Origin of the sequence: Acinetobacter baylyi DSM 14961 = CIP 107474 (assembly GCF_000368685.1) — a bacterium.
Lineage (GTDB): Bacteria > Pseudomonadota > Gammaproteobacteria > Pseudomonadales > Moraxellaceae > Acinetobacter > Acinetobacter baylyi.
The window spans coordinates 486,220-511,189 of sequence record NZ_KB849627.1; the positions used below are offsets into that span (position 1 = coordinate 486,220).

Sequence of the window (24,970 nt, forward strand, 5' to 3'; positions counted from 1 at the left end):
TTTCAATATGATGTGGCAATTTTATCTAAAATTCGTTGAGATGCATGCCCATCTCCAAATGGATTTTCTACATTCGACATTTTATGATAATGACTTACATCATTGAGTAAATGTTGGGCTTCTTTAACAATTAATGGTGTGTCTGTTCCAACCAACACCCCTGCACCCACTGAAATGACCTCAGGCCGTTCTGTAGTCTCTCTTAAAATCAAAACTGGTTTATGAAATGATGGACTTTCTTCTTGAATCCCGCCCGAATCAGTCATAATAAAATATGATCTTTCAATAACGGCCAAAAGGTTTGGATAATCCAAAGGCTTCACTAAATGAACTCGCTTGTGGTCATCAAAACGATTATGAATAACATCATGTACGGCTGGGTTAAGATGAACTGGCCAGATAAAATGTAACTCAGGATATTGTTCGATCAGCGCACTGACTGCATCACAAATATTTTGAATTCCTTGGCCAAAATTTTCACGACGATGCGCCGTAATTAAAATAACTTTATCTGTTGGATCAAGATGAATACCCAATTGCTTAAGCAGATCCTGACCAGCCTGTTTGCTCTTGATTAACTCACGTCCAAGATAGACCGCGTCTACAATGGTATTACCTGTTACGCTAATTGCGTCAGCTTCAATATGTTCATTTAATAAATTATCTTTTGATTTTTCTGTTGGTGCAAAATGCCATTTAGCTACTCTGGAAACAAGCTGGCGGTTTCCCTCTTCTGGAAACGGTTGATCCATATCATAAGAGCGTAACCCAGCCTCCACATGAGCAACAGGAATTTTCATCGAAAATGCAACCAGACCAGCTGCCAAAACTGTAGTTGTATCACCTTGTATAATAATTGCGTGTCGCGTGCGTCCATCCTTAAATACTTGTTCTATCTGTGTTAATCCCTGAATTAATAGCTGATTTAATGATTGCCCAGCATGCATCATACTTAATCGCCGATCAATTTTGATGTTAAAAAATTCTATGGCATCACGAACGAGTTCATCGTGCTGACCTGTAAATAAAACTTCTACCTCAAATCGAGAATCCTGCTGGGCCATTAAAATAACAGGAGCGAGCTTTATCAGCTCTGGCCGTGTACCAAAAACAATAGAAATAAGTTGTTTTGTCATTATTAGAAATCCTTATAAAAAACCATTTCGAAACGAGTATTGTTGTAACGATTCTTATCGTTATAATCTTTAAAATAAAAACCATATAACCGTTCTGCTCTGAATTTGATGGGCATGTAATTAAAAGGTTGCCATGCAATGCCAGGGCCAGCTTCTACTAAATTATTATAGTTTTCTCCTGCTGTATCCAATATTGATCTGATCTTCATATAAGCTTGGACTGTTCCAGCTTCTCCTCGATAAACATTGAAGCCACTACGCACTCTAAAATCGCCAATAACGTCATAATCTTCGCGTGAATAAGTAGCAACATTTCCGTATAAATCTGTAAAGTAATCATTGAATACCGTTCTATTGTGCAGATCAGGATTTGCATACCATTCCTGATAACCTGTCACACCAGCAGTAACACTTTCTCTAAATTTTGATCTGATTTCGGTCGGGTTATTTTTCTTAGGCCGGTCAATCAGATCGTAGCTTCCTCCAACTTCCGCATACAACCGTATTGGCAGGTTAACCCAAGGCTGATAATTGACCCCCAGGCCAGCAACAATAGCATTCTCGTCAAATATTTTTGTATCTGTATTCTGATTACTGATTCCTGTAGATTGCGTATCACGATTTAGGCTTAAAAAACCATACACTTGTGTACGGCCCTGATCCAGATTTTTTCCATAACGAATTTTGAGAGGAAATATTCCGTCATCAAACCTTGACTCATAAGAAGGTGCAAAATAAATATCAGCAAAAACAGGTTTTACACCACCGCTACTTAAATTTTCCACCGCCTGTTTGGATTTGGTAGCGATATCTGCATCTGAAGACAGGGTTAGTTGCTTGAAAATTTTGAGTGCTTGATGATCTTGTTTTAACTGGTTATATAAATAAGCTTGCTGTAACTTAAGCGCATCATTTGTCGGTTCTAGTTCTACAGCTTTAGTTACACTGGTTAAAGCGGCTTTTGGTTTATTGATTCTAATTTGCAAATAGGTCAGACTTTTCCACACTTTTGGGTCTTGTGGAGTAAGCTTAGACAAATCTAAAAGTAGCTTTTCAGCCTGTTGAGGATTGGTCTTTTCAATTTTATAAAACTGATCCCATTTATCATAAATTGGATTACCAGGCCGATAATCTGATTGTTCAATAGCTGCTGCATGTATTAAATTACACGATAAAAAAGAGAAAGGTACGATCAAGCTCATATATATAATGTATCTGTTACTTCGCTTAAAATTATTTTTATTCGTCATGAGTTTTAATTTCCTATTTTTCTTGGTTTCAGTTTAGTTTTAATTTAAAAAAACTCTAGTTATCATTCACTATAACAACAATTTTTTTACATCTCTTAAAATAAATTAACATTATGTTTTTTTATTATTATTGCTATTTGAGTTAAGCCATCTATCATGTGGATTCAATCACATAAATAGTAAATTAGATCTACAAATTTAAAAAAATAAGGTTTTTCTAAGTATTCTAGGCTTTAATCAATGCTGTAGAAAAAATAATACAGGAAAAAATATGACCTACTCTCATCATGCTGAAGATCACTATATTCACCGTACTGGGTGGTTACGGGCGTCTGTTTTAGGCGCCAATGACGGTATTATTTCAGTTACCAGTTTGGTTATGGGGATGGCTGCAAGTGGTGCGAGTTCTCACACACTGTTTATCGCCTGTCTGGCTGGCTTGATTTCTGGTGCAACATCGATGGCGGCGGGTGAATATGTATCAGTACAATCTCAAAAAGATATCGAACATGCAGATCTCAAATTCGAAGCCAGAGAACTTGAAAAAAACCCTCACCTTGAACTGGACGAACTCACTATTATCTATATTCGTCGTGGACTTGCACCAGAACTTGCAAGAGAAGTTGCGATTCAACTGACAGAAAAAGACGCACTTGAAGCACATGCACGCGATGAAATCGGAATTTTGGAACAAACTGCTGCCCGCCCTATACAAGCAGCACTATCTTCAGCACTTTCATTTTCTTTAGGTGCGCTATGTCCAATGTTGGCTATATTATTTAGCCCTGAATCTTCGGTTTCCACGGTCGTTTTAACGGTTGGGATTATTTCTTTAGCATGCATGGGGGCCTTATCAAGTTACTTTGCAGGGACATCACTCTGGAAAGGCAGTTTGCGTATCACAGTTTGGGGAATCATCGCTATGCTGTTTTCAAGCTGGATCGGTTCTTTTTTTAATGTAACGCCACTTTAAATGAACGGTTTTTCTTGACTATTTATAAAATTAAAACAAGGATTTAAATAATGAAAATGATTCAGTTCTGGTTTGATTTTGCAAGTACCTATTCATATCCTGCTGCAATGCAAATTAGGCAGCTTAAAGATGAATATCGCTTTAGTCTGCATCCCTTTCTGCTTGGGGGTATTTTTCAAAAACAAGGATTAAATGATTCACCTTTTAATGCTTACCCAGTGAAAGGCCAATATATGTGGCGCGATTTAGAGCGTATTTGTCAAAAATTAGACCTGAAATTTCATCGTCCCGTGCTTTTTCCACAAAATGGTTTGCTGGCAGCACGTATCGCTTGCCAGTATGCTTCAGCGCCGTGGATCTTCGATTTTATCTGTAGTGTTTATCAAGCTAATTTCGTACAGAATCTTGATATTGGTCAGCCCGAAACCATCAGCCAAATTTTACAAAATATGCAGCTCGACTGTAATGATATTATCATGACATCCACCACAGATACCGCGAAGCAAACCCTCAAACAAAATGGCATGATCGCAGAAAGTTTACATATTTTTGGAGCGCCTTCATTCGTTGTCGAGAATGAATTATTTTGGGGACAGGATCGTTTACAGGATGCCATAGACTGGTCGCAACGATAAATATTCAAATAATTTTTTCATTCATATAACGCCAGTAGCGCTTAGGTACATATTGAATATGTAATTTGATATTGCGCCGCGCTTCAATATTTACACTTTTAAAATAATCCTTCCAGAGTTGATCATATAGCGCTTCTTGATCATCCAACTCAAGATCAAAGTTTTGGCTAAATCCATTTTCAACATTTTTATCGACCGTAGTCGCATCTAAATGAACTTGATGGATTTTTTTAAGATCATAGTATATTCCATACTGGCGTTTTTCATCATAAATGAGCCATTGTTGATCTTGATAACGTGCTTTAAAATGTCGCTCAATCAATGGAAGTACATTAAAATCTGGACGAACCAGACTAATAAATAAGCCTTCTGTAGTTTTTTTAAATCGAACAAATGCCTCCATTCGATGTTTTTCCCGCCCGACCTGTTTCGTCCACTGTGATACGCCTAAGACATCTGCATGCCCATAATTTTTTTCAATTGAAAATGGGCTTTGAAATACATAAATTGCAAAATTAAAAAGATGCTGAAATGCGCCAAGCTGTTCAGATAAAAAACAGTAATAAAACCGTTTTAATGCTTCATTGGATAGTTTCTGATTTAAACCCGACCAAACGCGCTTGGCATGTTCTTCATGGCTTGCCACCCAGATGCTTTGCGCAAATAATGAATCTTGAAGCTGATGCACTAATGCCAGCTCGACCTCAAACTCTTTAAATTGAAAAGCGCGAAAGATACAACTCAATAATCCAGTCAGGCTGCCATCAAATTGATAAATCACCATGTTTAAAAACCAAAACCCAATTGAGGTGAAAGCTGCTTGGTATATTTGGATTGTCCAGATTGTAAAATTTGATGACGAATCTGAGCTGGCTGTATCTCTTTTTGAAATTGTGGTGTGTCTATACAATAAATAAAATGTTGCGCACGGCTATAAGCCACTCCCATCCGTTTCAACTGATCAATTCTTAATGCACCGAAACGACGGGCATGCATAATTTTCTTTGCAGATCTCACACCAATGCCTGGCACACGTAGAATCATACGATAGTCAGCGCGATTAATATCTACGGGAAACTGTTCTGGATGACGTAATGCCCATCCCAATTTAGGATCGACATCCAGATCAAGATTGGGATGTTGCGGGTTTACAATCTCGTCCGCAGCAAAGCCGTAAAAACGCATCAGCCAATCAGATTGATATAAACGGTTTTCACGCAATAACGGCGGTGCAGAACCAACTGCAGGTAAGGCATGATCTTCATGATTAATAGGGATATAGCCTGAATAATAAACACGTTTGAGCTTAAACTCTTTATAATGTTGATCGGCCATCATCATCACATCATAGTCGCTTTCACTCGCTGCACCCACCACCATTTGCGTCGTTTGACCTGCAGGAACAAATTTGGGCACAGATCGAATCAGCTTACGTTCATCTTTAAACTGAATAAGTCGATCTCGAACAATACCTAAATCTTTTTGAACTTCGGCGTGGTTTTTTTCAGGCGCAAAACGCTTTAAACCTGCTTCTGTTGGCATCTCCAGATTAATGCTCATTCGGTCTGCATAAAGACCCGCTTCTGTAATGAGTTCTGGCGATGCGCCAGGAATAGTTTTTAAATGAATATACCCATTAAAATTTTCTTCTAAACGTAGCTTCTTTACCACCTGTAGCATACGCTCCATGGTGTAATCTGCCGATTTAAAAATTCCAGAACTTAAAAATAGTCCCTCAATGTAATTCCGACGATAAAAATTTATAGTCAAATCTACGACTTCCTGAACTGTAAAAGCAGCACGCTTTACATCATTGGAGCGTCTGGAAACACAATAAGCACAGTCATATATGCAGACATTACTAAACAGGATTTTGAGCAATGATACACAGCGACCATCTTCGGTATAGCTATGACAAATTCCTGATCCTGTATTACCCAGCCCCTTATTCTTGTTTTTACGATCACTGCCACTCGATGAACATGAAACATCATATTTGGCTGCATCCGCAAGAATTTGCAATTTTTCACGAATACGATCTGTCATAGGTATTTACCTGATCTGCCCTTACTTAAGCGTTCATTATAAAAAAAACGCAACCGAAGTTGCGTTTTTAAGCGGTTACTTGACGACATAAGATGTCGTATTAAATGTAATCAATAGCGTCTAGTTTTTATTCAAAATTTAAATTCAATATTAGTAATTGATGTACTGGTAAATAATATAAGCAGCCAGTTTTGCAGTGCGATGATCGATATCAAAACGTGGATTGTATTTGGCCAAATCAAAGACTTGAATTTTCCAAGAATGTTTAATCATTGATTACAGCCCAACTTACAGGGTCATAATATGACAGTTTTTCCATAAAATTTTCATTATTATATCCTTGATCTGCTCAAGGCTTGTTTAGGCTTGAGCAGTTTTAAATTGGATAAAATCAGCTTTCTATTTTAGTATTATATTAAAGCTCCATGTCTGTCTTAATTGTATTTGGCTTTACCCAAACCATGTAAGCAATCCAGAGTAGGATTAACCAGATAGCGCCTACATATATGGCAGGTCTTGAATCTGGGAAATACCCCATCATCGCTAAAATAAACAACATAAATACAATGGCAAACGCAGGTGCATAGGGCCAACCAACCACAGGAAAATCAAGCGCCTTAATTTCTGCTTTTGACAACTTTCGACGCATGGCAACTTGAGAAACCAAGATCATTAACCAGACCCAAACGGTTGCAAATGTCGCGATAGATGCAATGATGATGAATACGTTTTCTGGAATCAGGTAATTAAGCACGACCCCAACCAGTAACACACCAGCCATGACTACAATGGTCATCCATGGCACGCCATTTTTAGAAAGTTTCTGAAAAATTTGTGGTGCCTGACCACGATTCGACATGCCATACAGCATACGACCTGCACCAAATACGTCACTGTTAATTGCCGAAATTGCAGCGGTAATGACCACAATATTTAATACCGTTGCAGCAGAACCAATGCCCAGATTTTCGAAAATTTGTACAAACGGACTACCCTGACTTCCAATCTGGTTCCATGGAAAAATCGACATAAGGACAAAAATGGTTAATACATAAAATAGTAAGATACGTACAGGTACCGCATTGATTGCCTTCGGTAATGTTGTCTTTGGATCTTGTGACTCACCCGCAGTGATTCCAATAATTTCAATGCCACCAAATGCAAACACAACTACAGACAAACATGCAACTAATCCTGCAATGCCGTTTGGCATGAAGCCATCATGGATCCACAAATTTTGAATACCTGGCGTAAAGGAGGCATGATCTGTATGAAAACCATAGAACATCAGACCTAAGCCACCCAGAATCATGGCAACAATTGCAGTCACTTTGACCATCGATAACCAAAACTCTAATTCACCAAAGACTTTGACATGAATCAGATTGATCGCGCCCAAAAACATGATGAGTGATAATATCCAGATCCAGCGCGGTACATCGGGATACCAAAACCCCATATAGATACCAAATGCCGTCACGTCTGCAAGTGCCACAATGATCATTTCAAAGACGTAAGTCCATCCTGTTGTGAAGCCCGCAAGAAGACCGATGTATTGGGAAGCATAATGACTAAACGAACCAGATACAGGATTATGAACAGCCATTTCACCGAGTGCACGCATCACGATATAAATCGCAATCCCAGCTACCATATAGGCTAATAATACCGAAGGCCCCGCCATTTTTATTGCCGTTGCCGAGCCATAAAACAGTCCTGTTCCAATAGCTGAACCTAATGCCAAAAAACGGATATGACGGGTATTTAATCCCCGCTGTAAAGTGGAGTGTTGTGACATTTTAATCTCCAATCTTTGAGGAAATTTAGTTAGATTCGACCACTGTATGTGACCATTTTATAGATCACACTTCAGATAAACTCGGTAATAGCTTTAAGGAAATTAAGGCCATAACATGCACCTAGCCATTCGACTGCCATTGGCCACTAAAAATGGTGAAAGCTATGACATGGGACGATCCATCATCATGGAAATACGACGTTCTGATAATGAATCAATTTCTGCAATCGCCAATGCCAGATTATCCTCAACAATGGCAACAGGTTCAGCATGAAAATTTCCGCCGGAGATTACATCATCTTCTGTAGCAAAAACCAATAGGTTATCCGATAATGTATTGGCTTCTATCTTCAAAACTTCGGCAGCTTGTCTAATTTATGTCAAACACGCGTCCATGACTTGGTTGACAGTGTAAAGAATAAGGATATTGAACTTTGCTGTAATCTTCAGGCGAAGAACAAATTTCACTAAGTATTCAAATATATTTTTTGTGTGATCATTGGCAAGTTCAAATCTTGCTCTTATGCACATTCTATTTCAATCTCATAATCCACATCTGTGTGATACTGCTTCCTCTGTACCATCACAAATTGTGACTACTTCAAAACATTGAGAGAACTTCATTCCAACTCCACCACCATGATGCACAGAAATACAAGCCGCACCGCCTGTAACACTTAATAAGGTATTGAATAATGTCAAATTCGATGCTGTATCTGCATCAGCTTGCATAGATTCGATTTCACGGTTCAGACTTGTCACCAATCCGAAATCCAAATGATCACGACCAATCAAGATTGGATCTGATAATTCTCTATTACGTACCATTTCATTAAATGCTAAGTCCAATACCTTTTATGATTACTAATACTTACGTCGTGCTTTTATTCTAGATATTTTATTAAAGCGTTTTATCATCCTTGATTTTTTCTTTTAATTTAAGCAACTCAATTCATATCGTGTCTCATCGGAAGTTTCGAGCCTCATTAAATTGAGATACTGTATAACTAAAAATAAGAATATAATTTCTATCATCAAATCTTCTATTCATTAAAAAGCATATTTTAAAAAATTAGAAGTACTTAATTTTTTTGTATTTTTCTTAAAATAATTCTCACTTAATTATAAATCTATCTCGCCCTTTAATAAAGCAGAAGCTATTGCTTGCCCAGTAGATTTAACTTCTAACTTTTTTCTTATACTACGTAGATGATTTTCAACTGTTCGTTCAGATATCTTTAAAATTTCAGCAATCTCGGATTGTTTGCGCCCCACTGCCGTCCACTTTAAAATTTCTTTTTCACGTTGAGTTAATACAGAATTCTCACGTAGAAGATTTAAACTCCTTTTGCTCTGAATTTCACGAAAAGCGGTAACGCATACAGATTGAAGTATAAATCTAAAATCTGCGCCAAGGTCTGATAGTTTCCCTGCAAATGAGATAGCACCTTCTAAACCCGTCCGTCCAAAAATTGGTACTTGTACACCACTCTCCTCACCTCGTTCAGAAATATTTTTAATTACTCGATAAGTCTCTTTTGAATTGTTTTTGTTAAAGGTTTTCGTCCAAAAAAAGGGTTCGTCATAATCAAAAATATGGCGTGTAATTGGACAATTACGCAAATATTTATTACGTTCTTCAATATTAGTACGATCTGTCCAATTTCCATAAACAAAAAATACTTCGTCAATCAATTCTTCTTTGCCATGCGGCGCAATACTACAAATAATCAGACGATCAAAATCAATATTCTGAGCAAATTCAACGACCACATCAAAAATATCCTCGATTTTAGATGCTTGTCTAATTTGTCTAAGCGTCTGAAAAAGCAATTCAGCAGGCTGATCTTCAAAAGTTTTCATAACCTCTATCATCCCTTTATTTTTACTGAATTAAGATAGGAAATTCGTCTATTTTATGAACATTAATGTCGATGAAAGTCGCTTTGAATCAGATAATTGTCTCCACCATAATTTATGTTCGGATTAAATTTCAAATATTTTATTAATCAATAAAAATTTGCAGACATTTTTTATGATACATAATGCCACCTATATAATTGATGAAAATTTTTAAAAATCAATTTTTAATAAAAAATAGCCTCGTTCTGAGACTATTTTTCTAAAGATATCATGGATTATGCAAATTCAGGATCTGCCAATAATGTTTCTGCAGCCAATTTACCTAAATTATTTGATGCCAAAGGACTATCACCAGTCAACAATTTTCGATCTTTATGAACTTGACCCGTAATGCCTTTATTTAAAACTTTGACACCTAATTTCTCCAGATTTTCACCAACTAACCACTGCAATTTACCAGGCATATAACCAATATCAATATTTGCACCCTTATCTAATGAATCTGGGAATACACAAATTTCATAACCCTTGAAGATGTAGTTTTCTGATGATTCATCAACAGCCGCTGCAAGTAGAGAAGCAGGCCCATGACACAATGTAATTACATATTTATTATGATCCATTGCCCATTTCAGAACTTGTTTTACTTCTGAACTCTCAGGGATTTTTGCTAATACGCCATGCCCACCAGGAATAAACACACCCGCATATGGAGAGTTTTCACCAATGGCTTCTTTAAGAATATCTGCAAGTTTTAACGGTTGCTTCAACTGTTCAAGATATTTGTTATAAGTATCTAATACAACTTTTTCTTCACTTGGCATAGCCCACATTTCGAGTTTGACAGGGTTACCAGATAAAGTTGCAACATCAAATTTAAAACCAGCATTGTCTAGATGAAACATTGGAAGTAACATTTCGACTGGATGGTTTCCTGTAGAGAAAAATTTTTCATTTTGCATCAGAATGTAACGTTCATCCGTTGCAATCATCAGAATTTTTTTATCGCCTTGATAGGGTTTGTCGTATGTGCTTCCGTCATAGTCCGTTTTAGAAGAAGTATATTGGCTTAATGAATAAGGTGATGGGAAAAAAGCATTATCTTCAGCTTGGTCTGGAGTAGGTGTTTTACTTAATTCACTCATGGTTATGCTCCATAATAACATTTATCAAGGAATTGATAGGTAGCCACAGTATAGTCAGCTTCACCAAAGCATTTATATAAGGGAAATCCCTTACTTGTACAAACCTATAACAACCATCAAGACTTATAAAAATCAGATAAGTGAAGCTATAGAGGCTTTTACTCGCTCCTTTACAATTAATTTTGTACCTTATTTCAATTCTTTATAATGAATGATAAAATAACCTCAATTCGATTCCGTAATTTCTATAGGACATCTTCTTATTTATTTAGGTCATTGTTTAATGACGTTATAAACCCATATTTAAAGCCTATTTAATTTATTAATATTAATCAAAATACTATAAGTTTGGTTATTTTATTATCGTGATGGACAATATAATTATTTTTACCTAAAATCATCATCATACCACTTATAAAAACCATTTTAATGGCTTGGTATTTTTATATTATTTATTTTTTAAAATTAAAACTTCTGCAACATTTGATAAAATTTATTAGAATCTCAGCAGAAGTTTTAATTTCCATATTCAACCTAACTAAATCATATTAAACTTAAATATTAATTTTGTAGAGTGATAATAATATACTCTCTACCAATCCACTTTCGCACTTAAAACAAAGGTAACCGGTTCACCTGCCCCTGAGTTCATCCAGTATTTTTTATTAAGTAAATTATTAATATCAGCTCTAAAAGTTACTGGTTTCTTTGAAATACGGGTCTGGTAGCCACCACCAATATTAACCAAGGTGTAATCATCAAATTTAATGGTATTTTCATCATCATACCAAGTATCACCATAATGACGTACATCGCCATGTACACTTAAACCGTCTATATATGGTATGTTCCAATCTGCCTGAACTACGGCTTGGATCTTGGAAGCTCCAGCTGGACGATTCCCCTTAATAGATGCATTTACCTCACTGACTTTTTCAATACTTGGATCATTTAAGTTGATCCCTGCATTTATAGTTAAATCTGGGGTAAATTTATACCCCCCCATCAACTCGAAGCCTTGATATATCGTTTCACCATTTTGGGTAAGATTGAGTTGACCATTGATCATTTCATCAATAATAGCCATACGTTCTAACCGATATAAAGCAGCAGACACATGCCAACGATCTTGTTGATATTTGGTTCCAATCTCATATTGCTTACTAATGGTTGGGTCTAAATATTGCTCAGCATTAGCATATTCCTTACCAGTACTACTCGTGACTTTTTGACCTTCTTCCAATGCTTCTGAATAACTTGCATATAACGACCAATCTTCAATTGGTTTATAAATTAAAGCATAAGTTGGTGTAACAACTTCTTTTTGATAGATATTCGCCTGATTATTATAGTTGATATAACGCCCAGCGATAATTGCCTGCCAATGATCATTAAAACTCAAAGTGTCACTCAGAAAAACTTGCTTTTGATAGATATTGCTTGAAAAAGCTGAAGTAAAACTCATTGAGTTATTATAATAAGTAGTTTGTGATTGATAAATATTTCCTACATCAGTATTAGCATCCCAATTAGAATTGGCATCATGGGCTTGTTTTTTCTCAAAAGAACTACCGAGAATTAATTCATGATTCACAAAACCTGTATCAAATAAACCAGTTACCATGAATTGGCTAATATCTCGAATGCTTTCTCCACCGAGCTGATACATGTTTATTGAATAATCGCCTTGTTGATTTAAAATATAGGCAAAAGCTTTATTCACTGTATTACGATTGCGAATACGAGCCTGAGTGATTTCAGCTTTCCAGTTATCATTAACTTCCCAATATAGTCCTGTTTGAGCAAGTGCTGTATGGATTGTATAAAAGGCACCTTTTACGATATGTTTATCACTACCATCAATCGGTTTTGGAAGTTTATTACCTTGAAATCCCCACCATGAAAACATCGATGCTTCATTATCTAAATGGCGATCCTGATAAATAATTTCACCTTTCCAGACCAAATTTGGCAAAATGCGATAATCTAGTGCTAATGCTGTTGCTAAATTATCAGCATCAGAACCATTATAGGTTTCCCCTTTTTCCTTAACGATATTAAAACGATAGCCAAATTGTTTATCTTCACCAATACGCCCGCCTGTATCCAGTTGAGCAGATAAAATACCTGCACTGCGATAACCTATTTTTGTACTTAGAAGGTTTTCTTCAGTAGGTTGTTTGGTTTGATAATTAATCACCCCACCAGGTGTAGCAAAACCATACATTAAGCCAGATAAACCTTTTAAAGCCATTACATTTTGGGCAAGTTCTACAGGAAATTCACCGCCCCACGCGCTGACTGAATAACCGTTAACCTTGTAGCCATTGGTTTCATCAAGCTTCAAACCACGAATCGAAACTGGTGTACTCCATCCACTACTATAAGAATTAACTTCTGTGACAATACTCGGATCGCCAACAAAAATTTTGCCTAATGAATTGGTTTGTCTGGTTTCAATTTCTTCGGCAGTTTTTGTGGTAATTGAATATGGCGTATCAATCACGCTTTTATTGCCTAATACTCCGACCGTATTTATACGCTTCAATGGAGTATCATGATTTTCAGCTTCTAAAGTAATGGTAGGTAGAATAGAACCCGAAGATGTTCCTAAACCTGAATATCCACTTTGGTTTGCTTTTGATTGCAGCGGCGTAAGTTTAACGATTTGTTCTTTTTTACTATTTACTGGCTTTTCTTCTAAGCGATAACCATTGGATGTTTGCTTAATTTGATAATTGGTGTTTTTTAATAATTCCGCAAAGCCATCATCTATTTCATAAGCACCTTGTATACCCTGACTTTTAATGTCTAAAAATAATGTGCTATCAAAGATAAAGTTAACGCCCTGTTCCAAGGCATAACGATTGAGCACCTGCGCTAGATGACCTGCTGGAATATTAACTTGCGTAGCAGCTGCATGAGCGACCAGTGGTAATGTTGCAATTGAGAAAGTTGCCATATGAATCGCTAAAACCAAAGGTTTTGGATTAAAGAATGGATGACGAAAAGACCCCATGATAATTTCCTTACATCATTTATATTTGCCTATTAACTAAGACGCTTTAAAAATGAAAACAGGAAATTTTTTTCTATCTATTTTTAATTTTTTTGAATGACAGTCAATAATTGACCAACAGTATAGACATTGAGATCAAGTTGATCCTTCAATAATTGTATCGCCGAATCAGGATCATCGAGTGGCAATACAGCATTAACACGATATTTGGTTAGGGATTTTCGATTGTAAATAAATTTACTGGATTGATAACTCTCAAGCAGATCCAGTACCTGATCGAGTGACATGTCATTGACCACCAGTTTTTTTCTTTGCCATGCTTTTTGTAAAATATCTGGATTAATCTTTTCTACTTGCACATCATGGCCATTGAAGTTAAAGCTTTGACCTGCTTGAAGTACAATCGGTTCAAAACGATGATGTACAGAATAAATTCTGGTTTTTGATTCAATCATGCTGACCCTAATTTGATCATGATTATAATTGACAATAAATTTTGTTCCCAATGCTTGTACTTGAATATCACCTAAATCAATCACAAAAGGACGTGCATGATCTTTTGTAACATCGACCAAAATATTACCTTCAACTAAATCTATTTTTCTCTGATTCGAACTGTACCGCAGATTATAGGCGGTTTGTCCTGCCATTTGGACTGAGCTCTGATCTGATAAAATATTTTGCTGCCATTGCTGTGCTTCAATTGAATGATCAGCATTCCATCGTTGATAAGGTAATTGTGAAACAGCCCATATAGCAATCACTGCGATGATTAAACTACCACTCCATAATACTGGTGCTGTTCTTGCTTTAGTTTTTGTTTTTCTTAAAATATTGTTTTGAACAAGTGGATGTTGCGATTGTAGATTCTGGGACTTCAGGACATCCATTTGACCTAGAAATTGTTGTAATTCTTCAAAAGTTTTTAAATGCTCATGACTTTGCTGTTTCCATTGTTCCAGTCGATCTAAATCATTCTGAGAATAATCACCTGAACTTAATATTACCAGCCATTTAGCTGCTTCCTCTATAATAATTTTTTGATCAGGATTTGGCATGAAATTGGCTATTATAATGATAAATTTATGAGTCTGATTTTAGCACACAATAACAATGACTTAATGTTTTAACTAAATCGTAGTGGATCGTTCTGCTGGTGACTTTTAAGCGTGTTGCGATATCCACTAAACTCAAACCATCGATATAATGCATCAGAAATGCAAGCTGTTGTCGTTCAGCTAAACCATCCAATACCCAAGCCAATTGATTAAGTATATCTATCGCCAATACAGTTTGCTCTGGGCTGATATCATAAGTTAAATTTTGCTGAGCCAAATATTCCAGATACGATTGTTCGATCTTTTGATGGCGCGCCCGATCAATCAAAATCCGTTTTGCCGTTGTAGTCAAATAAGCCTTGGGTTGCTGAATATCAAGTAATCCCTGACTACGAATCAATTTAGTAAATGTATCTTGCAATACATCTTCTGCATTTTCAGCCGAACCCAATTTTTTATACAGCCAGCCATATAACCAACCATAGTGAGCTTTATATAACTCTGCTATGTAGTGTGTGATAATTTGTTGATTTGCCGTCATGAGAATTAACGCCACGCCATCATAAATGCGGTTAATTTATCAGTAATGAGAACTATTATCAATTTTATTTAAATTATTTTCCCAATATTCATCTTGATTCCATCCTGTGCCTAAGGCTGCTATTAATTGCATTGAATTGATCATCTGACGTTGTTGTAACTTCAATCGATCTTGTTCTGCCTGTAAACGTAAGTTCTGAGCAGTTACTACTTCTAAATAACTGATTAGTCCAGCGTTATAGCGTTGCGTCACTACACGTTCATTTTCATTGGCCAGATTTAACAATTGAGCCTGTTCAGTAGCTTGTTGCTTCAAACTCGTCGATTGCATTAAGCCATCCTCCACCTCTTTCCAACCAGTGAGTATGGCTTGTTTATATGTCGCCAATTTTTCTTCATAGTTCGCTTGCGCCTGATTTATTTCAGCCTTACGTTTTCCACCATCAAATACCGTCGCTACGGTGCCTAAACCGATTGACCATAAATAGTTGGGTGACTGAAAAAGCTCTAAAAATATATTGTTGTTTAAACTTCCATTTACGCCAATACTGACATCAGGTAGCCATGCCGTTTGTGCCAGACCAAGTTGTGCATGAGTTGCTGCAAGTTCTCGTTCAGCACGAATTACATCAGGTCGTTGAATTAATAAATGACTTGGAAGCTGAACAGGAATTTCAGGCAGATGAAATTGAGCTGTTTGTTTACTTAATTGAAACTGAGTCACTGTTTGACCAAGTAATACAGCAAGAATATTCTCTTGCAAATTTCGCTCACGTTGTTGTTCGATATGCTGGATTTCAACTTGTTTGAGTTGAGTTTCGGCTTGAATAACATCTGCACGAGCAATCATCCCCGCCTGATATTGATTTTTTAAAATCTGTAGCGAACGCACATAACTTTGCTTAGTTTGTTTTAGCACATTAAGTTGTAAATCCAGTAGTCGAATATTCCAATAACTTTGTGCGGCCATAAGTTGTTGGTTAAGTTTAATCGCGGCTAAATCTGCCTGCGAAGCATCTACACTGGCTTGTTGTCCTTGTATTGCTTTAGTAACCCTACCCCATAAATCAGGTATCCAACTGGCTTGTAATCCCGTACTAAATTGAGCACTGGATTGATGATTTGATTCATTATTTTTACGACCATTACGATTTGCCGCTGCTTCTACGCCGAGTGTAGGCAAACGTGCTGTACGTTGTACATTGAATAGCGCACTGGCATGACGATAACGTGCTTCGGCCTGTTTTAAGGTTAGGTTTTCTGCATTAAGTTGTTGAATCAAAAAATTAAGCTTGTCATCTTGATAAAGTTCCCACCACTGGGAGCTTTGACTGATCAAACTCTGTGTTTGCACCCATTTGAATGAAGAAGCATATTTATATTGTGGATCTGCTTTGATTATAGGTTGTTGATAAATGGGGGGATACATCAGCATATTTGAATTACATCCAGTAAATAGTACAACACAGCCCCAAACTGCCAGATATTTTGATAAATCCAAACTAATCACTTTTATATTTTCCTATCTATTTCTATAACCGATGGCATTGCTCATCTTGAATTTTTTAAATATTTGAGCCAATTTTTCTAAAACGAGATACATCACAGGTGTGGTATAAAGTGTTAAAAGTTGACCTAATGCCAAACCGCCAACAATCACAAGTCCCAACGGTTGTCGTAATTCGGATCCTTCGGTTGTACTGAGTGCCAAAGGGATGGCCCCTAATAAAGCCGCAGTATTAGTCATTAAAATAGGCCGAAAACGTAATGTCGCCGCAGATACAACCGACTCAAGGGCTGTTTTTCCCAAACGGCGTTGCTGTAAGGTAAAATCAATCAGTAAAATGGCATTTTTCACCACAATCCCGATCAATAAAAACATGCCAAGCAATGCAATGAGAGTAAATTCGAAATTAAATAACCAAAGCGTGAGTAATCCACCCAAAGCAATCGCAGGAATTGTCGATAATATAGTTAAGGGGTGAACCATGCTTTCATAAGTTATACCTAATACGATATAAATCAGTGCAATGACCGTCACCAACAACATCGGTGTACTTAAACCTGCTTGTAAACTTTCAGCTTCTACATCTTTATCCGTAGCCACAAAAATCTGATTCGGAAGCATCACTTGTGGCAGAACACTACGGATCGCATACTCTGCTTGTTCTGCTGTATAACCTTGTTTGAGGACATAGCCAATGCCCATTGCAGCATACTGATTGCGTCGATGTACCCGATCATTAGTGATTCCATAGGACCACGTGGCAAAGTTGGTCAGTGGCACATATTCACCGTTTTGATTTGGAACTTTGATATCCGCAAGTGCTTCGGGGTTTTCAGTAAAGCGTTTATCAATTTCCATCACCACGTGAAACTGATTGGTTTGATCATAGATCGTTGAAATTTGTCGCTGTGAAAATGAATTATTCAGTACACTGGAAATACTTTCGACATCAACGCCCAAACGCCGTGCTGCTTCTCGGTTAATGTCAAGCGTGACATGCTGTGCGCCCTCATCACCTAAAGTTTCAACTTCTTCAAGCTCAGGTAGTTTTTGTATAGCCTCTGCGACTTTGGGTGCCCATTTTCTAAGTAAAGCCACATCATCTGATTGTAATAAAAGTAAATAATCCTGCCCACTATTTCCAGAAAATGGATCATCCAGTTCCAAGTCTTGCTGTACTCGTGCTGAAAAAATAGCACCTGCGATCCATGGCGCATTTTGACGAATCCTTTCAGCAATTTCACGCGTCGTTTTACCTTCTCGTTCTGCTTTAGGTTTCAAACTCACCATAAAAAAGGAATTGGTTGTGCCACCTGCACCACCCGATGTTCCAATCACATCTTTAATTGCTGGATCTTTGAGCAAACTTTGGCTAAATGTTGCAATTTTGGGCTGCATAATTTGAAAAGAAAAGCCATCATCACCACGAATAAAAGATTCAATTCGTCCTGTATCCTGTTCAGGCAAAATCCGTTTAGGTAAACTCTGATACACATAAACTGAACCTATGATAGCCCCTAGCCAAAGCAGTATCACTAGATAGGTATGCCGTATAATCCATTGTAATGAATGGATATAATGACGGGTTAAACCATGCATCATACGTTGGCTATAATCGTATAATGGTTGCCTATTCTGCACATTGATAGATTGTAAACACCGTGCTGATAAACTTGGTGTCAAGATCAAAGACACAAAAACAGAAACAACAACAATAAACACCAGTGTCAATGAAAATTCACGGAACAGTCGCTCAATTACGCCCCCCATAAATAGTACGGAAATAAAAATTATTATGAGTGCCAGATTCATGGCAACCAGAGTAAAACCAACTTCTCGAACGCCTTGTATCGCTGCACTAAATGGATGTTCACCCTGTTCGATGTGCCGTTCAATATTTTCAAGTACGACAATAGCATCATCCACCACCAATCCAATCGCAACAATCACTGCCATGATGGATAAATTGTTGAATGAAAATCCTGCCAGATAGATTAGACTGATTGCACCCACCAAAGTCACCAACATCGCGATGCTTGGTACAATCGCACTTCGTAGTCGCCCTAACATCAGCACAACCACAACGACCACCAAAAAAATTGAAAAAAGTAAGGTCTCACGCGCTTCCTGTAAACCCGTATGAATCACCTCTGAACCGTCCATGACCGTAGTCAATTTGGCATCGGCAGGAATCATCGAATTTAATTCAGGCAATTTTGCTTTAATTTTTTCAATCGTTGCAATGGTATTGGCATTAGGCTGTCGACTGATTTTAATCATTACCGCAGGTTCGCCATTATGAAAACCAGCGACATAACGATTCTCAACTGAATCTTCTACCTCAGCCACATCTTTAAGCCGAACAATCCCTTGCGCTGTTTGATGCACAATTAAATTTGAAAAATCTGCTGCATCTTTTATATGTGTTGAAAGTGCGACTTGCCAGCGATTGTTTTGATGTTCAATTACACCCAAGGACTGAACTACATTACTTTTTTTAACTGCATCTCGTACTTGTTCCAACGAAATCCCTTGTGAGATTAACGCATTTGGATTAAGGATAATCCGCACAGCAGGCATTGAAGCACCATCAATTTCGACTTCTCCTACACCGCTAGTTTGAGCAAGATTGGGCTTTAATTGATTGCTTGCCAACTCATACAATTTGCCAGCAGATAAATACCTGGAGCTTAGTGCCAGATAAAAGATCGGACTTTGACTGGGATTGACCTTAAAATATTCAGGTGGGCTTGGCATCCCTGATGGCAATTGAGACATCGCCACATTGATAGCAGCCTGTACTTCACGCGCCGCTTCATTAATATCTGTATCCAGATCAAAATGTAAAATGACCTGTGTTGAATTTTGACTACTAGATGAATTAATCGCTTTGATCCCAGATACGCCCATCATCGCACGTTCCAATGGCGTGGCCACTGTAGCCGACATACTTTCAGGACTTGCTCCTGGTAAATTTGCCCGTACCACAATCGTTGGAATATCCACCTGTGGTAAGGCCGCTACGGGTAAGCGAAAAAAGGCCAATATCCCAAGCAAAGTCATGGCAATTCCCAGTAAAATATTAGCAACTGGACGATGTACAAATAGAGCAAAGATATTCACGTGATTGCCTCAGACTCATCCATCGGTGGAATTGTTTTGTTGTGCTGATGCGTGATTCCTTGTAAGCGATCAAAAAAGAGATAAACCACAGGCGTAGTAAACAACGTGAGAATTTGACTCAGAATCAGCCCACCGACCATCACAATACCAAGGGGCTGACGTAATTCAGCACCCGAACCAGAAGCCAGCATTAACGGAATTGCCCCAACCAAAGCCGCCAGTGTGGTCATCAAAATGGGGCGAAAGCGCATTAAGGCAGCTTGATAAATCGCTTGCTGAGGAGATAATCCCTCATTGCGTTGTGCTGCCAGTGCAAAATCGACCATCATAATGCCGTTCTTTTTCACCAGACCAATTAGCAAAATAATCCCGATCAGTGCAATCATATCGAGTGGCTGATTGAGCATAAACAGCGCCAATAACGCACCAATCGCGGCGGAAGGTAAAGTAGAAAGAATGGTAATGGGATGAATGAAACTTTCATACAAAATACCCAATACGATATACATGGTCACAATTGCAGCAATAACCAGCCAAAAGGTGTGCTGTTGTGAATTTTCAAATGCTGCTGCTGCACCTTGTAAACTCAGATTGATTTCAGCAGGTAGTTTGAGCTGCTGTTTGACTCGATCAATCGCCTGGATTGCTTCACCAAGTGAAATACCTTGTGCCAAATTAAATGACAAGCTATCAGCAGGAAGTTGCGCTTGTTGTTGCAAGACACTTGCCACTCTTTTTTGCTCAATACTTGCTACCGTACCGAGTTGTATCGCTTCACCATTGGCATTGTGAATATATGTTTGATTTAAGGCATCCAGTCCTTGCACTTGATCAGGATCAAGTTCCAGTACAATTCGATACTGATTAGACTGCGTATATAAAGTTGCGATTTGGCGTTGCGCAAATAAATTCTGCAATGCCAAACTGATATCCTCAATAGAAAGTCCTAAACGCGCTGCGGCATCTCGATTCACATCGATATAGGCCTGCAATGCTTGTCCACCATCTTCACTGGTCACATCTGAAAATTCGGGTTGGTGCTTTAAAGCGTCCCCAACAATAGGTGTCCATTGTTTTAAATCCTCAGCTTTCGCTGCGCTCAAACTGACTTGATATTGAGTACGACTGATTTTGTCTTCAATACTCAATTCCTGAACAGGCTGCATCCAAGCGTGAATCCCTGGTACATCTTTGAGCTGATCTCGTAAACGATTGATCACCTGCTGTGCCGAATCACGCTCTGCATGAGGTTTTAAATTAATTAAAATACGGCCATTGCTGAGTTTAGGATTATTGGCGTCTATACCAGTAAAAGATGACAAACTGGCAACCGATGGATCTTTTAAAATTTGTGCAGCTACGTTTTGCTGACGTTCGCTCATTGTCTGAAAAGAAATATCATCGGGCGCTTCAGTGACGACCTGAATCACACCACTATCCTGTACAGGAAAGAATCCTTTGGGAATCATCCAGTACAAAACGCCGGCTAAAACTATAGTGCTGAGCATGATCCCGAGCATTAACGGCTGATGTTTAAACACCCACTGTAATGCCTTTGCGTAACGATCAATAATTTTATCTAGACTCCAGCGGCTATGCTTTTGATTATGTTTTTTATTTTTAAGTAAGTAAGCGCACATCATTGGCGTAAGGGTTAAAGACACCACTAGAGAAAGTGCAATGGCTGCCGCTAAGGTCACGGCAAATTCATGGAATAAACGTCCGACCACATCGCCCATAAACAGTAATGGAATCAAAACTGCAATTAAGGAAATCGTTAATGAAATTAGAGTAAAACCAATTTCTTTTGATCCTTTGAGTGCAGCATCTAGCAGGCTTGCTCCTGCTTCACGGTGCCGTGTAATATTTTCTAGCATGACAATCGCATCATCAACCACAAAACCCGTGGCAATGGTCAGCGCCATCAACGTGAGATTGTTGATAGAAAAACCTAGAAAATACATCAGTACAAATGTACCAATAATCGATAAGGGCACTGCAATACTTGGAATAATGGTCGCTGACAAATTCCGTAAAAACAGAAAAGTTACCATTACCACCAAACACACGGCAAAAACCAATTCCTTTTGTACATCACCAATCGAACTACGAATACTTTCGGTACGATCTGTCAGAACCCGAATCTTGACATTTTCAGGCAGATTTTTTTGCAGTTCAGGCAAAATATTTTTGATCTGGTCAACAACCTGAATTACATTGGCATTAGGTTGACGTTGTACATTAATTAAAATAGCAGACTCACGATCTGCCCACGCTGCCATATAGCGGTCTTCACTTCCTTGTTTCACCTGTGAGACGTCTTTAAGGCGAATCGGTGCGCCATTATTCCAGCGTAAAATCAAATTTTCATATTCTGCAATAGAACCCATCTGATCATTGGCATCCAGCATGGTGGTGCGATATGGCCCATCAAAACTACCTTTCGGCTGATTGGCATTAGCAGAATTAATCACTGAACGAACATCTTCAGCACTTATTTTATAGGCCGCCAAGGCAGTTGGATTCATTTGCACACGTATCGCAGGACGTTGCCCACCCACCAAACTCACCATTCCCACACCCGATAACTGCGATAACTTCTGTGCAATACGAGTATCAACCATGTCGTAAACGGTCGTGAGTGGCAAAGTTTCTGAACTTACCGCCAAGGTAATTACAGGCACATCCGCAGGATTTACTTTTCGATAGACAGGCGATGTGGGCAAATCATTGGGCAATTTACTGCTTGCGGTACTCAGCGCAGATTGTACTTCTTGCTCAACCACTCCTAACTCGGCACTGAGTTCAAACTGTAAGGTGATGACTGATGCACCGACAGCGCTATTGGAAGACATCTGTTTAAGTCCAGCAATTTTGCCCATTTCACGCTCAAGCGGCGCAGTAATGGTTCGCTGAACCGTATCTGGATTTGCACCAGGTTGAAAGGTATAGATCTGAATAATCGGATAATCGACTTGTGGTAAAGCAGAAACAGGAAGGAACCGCCAAATCATCAAGCCACTAAACAAAAGTGCCAGCATCAATAATGTGGTTGCAACGGGTCGTAAAATAAAAAATCTCGACATATTCATTGAACTTATCCACGTGCTGTTTGTGTGGATGCCAATGAAACGGTGGCGTCCTGTACCACTTGAGCTTCTTTACCCTCCGAAAGACGATCAATTCCCTCTAAAACGACACGTTCATTACCTTGTAATCCCTCTAAAATCTCGGTCTGGCCATTCGAACTCATACCCAGTTTAAGCATTCGAATTTCAGCCTTATTGTCTTTATTAATGATATACACATAGGTACCTTTCGCGCCGTTTTGAATCGCATCGGTCGGAATGTTGATTGCATTTTGAATGGTTTTAGCGTTTAAACGAACATTGACAAACTGATTTGGAAATAACGCATCATCACGATTTTTAAACGTGGCTTTTATTTTTAAAGTGCCTGTATTGGTATCGATCTGATTATCAAATGCCTCCACATATCCAGTCGCAAGTTGTTTTTTCTCTGCACGATCCCAAGCACTGACTTTGACTTGTTCTCCCTTTTGCAGACTTGCGCGTAACATATCCAAATAGTTTTCAGCGATTGCAAATTGGACATAGATCGGATGTACCTGTGTAATGCTGACCAACCCTGCGTCTTCATTGGCTTGTATTAAATTGCCTGTATCTTTTTGTTTAAAACCAACTCGACCTTCAATTGGCGCATAAATCTTGGTATAGGAAAGTTGTAATTTCGCTGCATCAACCTGCGCTTGATTGGCCTGAACTTGACCTTTGAGCTGATTGACTAGCGCTTGTTGCTGTTCAACCTGTTGTCTGGCAATAGAGTCCTGTTTAAACAACAATTGATAGCGCGCCAGTTCACTCTCAGCATTACGCAATTGTGCAAGATTTTGTTGCTGTGTCCCTTGTGCTTGAGCTAAAGCCACCTGAAATGGCGCTGGGTCAATTTGCACCAGAAGTTGACCTTTGCTGACGTATTGACCTTCTTTAAAATAAATCTTTTGTAAAACACCTGCTACCTGACTTTGCACTTTTACCAAATGCGTGGGAAGCACTGTCCCAATCGCTTTAATTTCAAACTGTAAATCATTTCGTTGTACAGATATCACCCTGACAGGTACAGGCTTGCTCCACTGGCTGTATTCCTGTGTCGGAACTTGGCTCAATTTCCACCAGTAAATTGCGAATGCAATCACCATAATGACAATTGCCCATAGCACAAACGATTTTGTATTTTTTGGGAGAGTTCGAGATTTTTTTTCAATATTTAACGGTTGTTCTATCATTACATTCACTTAAATCGCTATCAATATAGGCCAAATCATCCTCATCCTGCTTCCCCTTAAAAGCATGTTTAATTGGACGAAAATTGCATTTGTATTAACTAAGACGTTTCAATCAGCAAAAAAGGATCAATCTTCATGTAAAGAATTGTATATTATTTTTATAAACGATTCTCGTTATCATTATAGTGGAATTTTTAATCTAATCTTGGATTTTTTTGACTAAGATAGAGCATAAAAAAGATGTCAGGATACTTATGTAATTGTAAAAATTATTGTGCTCAAAAAGCAAAATCAGATCATTTGTCATCACCTCTGTTTAAATTACAAAATAATTGGAATCAGAGCATTTAAAAGAACATAGCAAATACCAACAGTAGATACCTGAGTTTAATTTGTGATTTTAAGCTTGTAATCGCTATTGTCTTAGGTGATGCAAATATATTAAATCATTCTCAAGCCAAAATTTTATATGGGGTATGTTGAGGGATAAAAGCACAGACAAAAAAAAAGCCCTTGTAAAAACAAGGGCTTTTTTAGATATTTGGCGGAAGCGGTGTCCGTCTAACAGTAG

At 38.1% G+C, this 24,970-nt stretch carries 17 protein-coding genes and 2 pseudogenes; 2 read left to right on the top strand and 17 right to left on the bottom strand.

Translation table 11 applies throughout. From position 1 onward, the window contains the following. Positions 1-2: 2 nt before the first annotated feature. Together wecB and F952_RS09335 are read right to left on the bottom strand one after the other, a co-directional pair. Positions 3-1,136 carry a non-hydrolyzing UDP-N-acetylglucosamine 2-epimerase gene (gene wecB, locus F952_RS09330; RefSeq protein WP_004926202.1) on the bottom strand — a complete coding sequence of 378 codons (1,134 nt, stop codon included), beginning with the start codon at positions 1,134-1,136 and terminating at the stop codon, positions 3-5. Between the two features lie 2 nt (positions 1,137-1,138). After that, complete coding sequence (locus F952_RS09335) at positions 1,139-2,386, bottom strand: tetratricopeptide repeat protein (RefSeq protein WP_004926204.1); 1,248 nt, start codon at positions 2,384-2,386, stop codon at positions 1,139-1,141. A gap of 271 nt (positions 2,387-2,657) precedes the next feature. Here F952_RS09335 and F952_RS09340 point away from each other — a divergent pair, with 271 nt between their 5' ends. Then, the gene (locus tag F952_RS09340; protein ID WP_004926208.1) at positions 2,658-3,359 is read left to right on the top strand and encodes a VIT1/CCC1 transporter family protein; all 702 of its coding nucleotides are present in this window, start codon (positions 2,658-2,660) and stop codon (positions 3,357-3,359) included. 50 nt (positions 3,360-3,409) lie between these two features. Further along, on the top strand, positions 3,410-3,994 hold the full coding sequence (locus tag F952_RS09345; protein ID WP_004926213.1) for a 2-hydroxychromene-2-carboxylate isomerase: 585 nt from the start codon (positions 3,410-3,412) through the stop codon (positions 3,992-3,994). Positions 3,995-3,998: 4 nt separating this feature from the next. Here the strand turns inward: F952_RS09345 and F952_RS09350 are convergent, their stop codons facing one another. The 15 genes and pseudogenes from F952_RS09350 to F952_RS09410 all read right to left on the bottom strand — a co-directional run bounded on the left by F952_RS09350 (position 3,999) and on the right by F952_RS09410 (position 24,399). Further along, on the bottom strand, positions 3,999-4,778 hold the full coding sequence (locus F952_RS09350) for a TIGR03915 family putative DNA repair protein (protein WP_004926215.1): 780 nt from the start codon (positions 4,776-4,778) through the stop codon (positions 3,999-4,001). A 2-nt stretch (positions 4,779-4,780) separates the two neighbouring features. Then, complete coding sequence (locus F952_RS09355) at positions 4,781-6,040, bottom strand: putative DNA modification/repair radical SAM protein (RefSeq protein WP_004926219.1); 1,260 nt, start codon at positions 6,038-6,040, stop codon at positions 4,781-4,783. Positions 6,041-6,190: 150 nt separating this feature from the next. Continuing rightward, positions 6,191-6,310: pseudogene (locus F952_RS17000) on the bottom strand (formimidoylglutamase); the annotation flags it as partial. Positions 6,311-6,455: 145 nt separating this feature from the next. Continuing rightward, complete coding sequence (locus tag F952_RS09360) at positions 6,456-7,838, bottom strand: amino acid permease (protein ID WP_004926222.1); 1,383 nt, start codon at positions 7,836-7,838, stop codon at positions 6,456-6,458. Positions 7,839-8,003: 165 nt separating this feature from the next. Then, a pseudogene (locus tag F952_RS16720) lies at positions 8,004-8,307 on the bottom strand (aromatic amino acid lyase); the annotation flags it as partial. Between the two features lie 74 nt (positions 8,308-8,381). After that, positions 8,382-8,687, bottom strand: coding sequence for a hypothetical protein (locus tag F952_RS09365; RefSeq protein ID WP_370458622.1), 306 nt, complete (start codon positions 8,685-8,687; stop codon positions 8,382-8,384). Positions 8,688-8,960: 273 nt separating this feature from the next. Next, positions 8,961-9,701 carry a PA1136 family autoinducer-binding transcriptional regulator gene (locus tag F952_RS09370; protein ID WP_004926231.1) on the bottom strand — a complete coding sequence of 247 codons (741 nt, stop codon included), beginning with the start codon at positions 9,699-9,701 and terminating at the stop codon, positions 8,961-8,963. A 275-nt stretch (positions 9,702-9,976) separates the two neighbouring features. After that, positions 9,977-10,846, bottom strand: a complete 870-nt coding sequence (gene hchA, locus F952_RS09375; RefSeq protein ID WP_004926234.1) for a glyoxalase III HchA — start codon at positions 10,844-10,846, stop codon at positions 9,977-9,979. 592 nt (positions 10,847-11,438) lie between these two features. Beyond that, positions 11,439-13,865, bottom strand: a complete 2,427-nt coding sequence (locus F952_RS09380; RefSeq protein ID WP_004926237.1) for a TonB-dependent siderophore receptor — start codon at positions 13,863-13,865, stop codon at positions 11,439-11,441. An 83-nt stretch (positions 13,866-13,948) separates the two neighbouring features. Then, complete coding sequence (locus F952_RS09385) at positions 13,949-14,923, bottom strand: FecR family protein (RefSeq protein ID WP_004926240.1); 975 nt, start codon at positions 14,921-14,923, stop codon at positions 13,949-13,951. 25 nt (positions 14,924-14,948) lie between these two features. Further along, positions 14,949-15,464, bottom strand: coding sequence for an RNA polymerase sigma factor (locus F952_RS09390; protein WP_004926242.1), 516 nt, complete (start codon positions 15,462-15,464; stop codon positions 14,949-14,951). A gap of 39 nt (positions 15,465-15,503) precedes the next feature. Continuing rightward, a complete protein-coding gene (locus tag F952_RS09395; protein WP_004926245.1) occupies positions 15,504-16,973 on the bottom strand; it encodes an efflux transporter outer membrane subunit in 1,470 nt (489 codons plus the stop codon). A 12-nt stretch (positions 16,974-16,985) separates the two neighbouring features. Then, positions 16,986-20,093, bottom strand: a complete 3,108-nt coding sequence (locus F952_RS09400; protein WP_004926248.1) for an efflux RND transporter permease subunit — start codon at positions 20,091-20,093, stop codon at positions 16,986-16,988. Further along, positions 20,090-23,185 carry a multidrug efflux RND transporter permease subunit gene (locus F952_RS09405; protein WP_004926252.1) on the bottom strand — a complete coding sequence of 1,032 codons (3,096 nt, stop codon included), beginning with the start codon at positions 23,183-23,185 and terminating at the stop codon, positions 20,090-20,092. Before F952_RS09405 ends, F952_RS09400 begins: the two co-directional genes overlap by 4 nt. Before the next feature lie 5 nt (positions 23,186-23,190). Beyond that, positions 23,191-24,399 (bottom strand): efflux RND transporter periplasmic adaptor subunit, encoded by a 1,209-nt coding sequence (locus F952_RS09410; RefSeq protein ID WP_004926254.1) that lies wholly within the window; start codon positions 24,397-24,399, stop codon positions 23,191-23,193. Positions 24,400-24,970 lie beyond the last annotated feature (571 nt).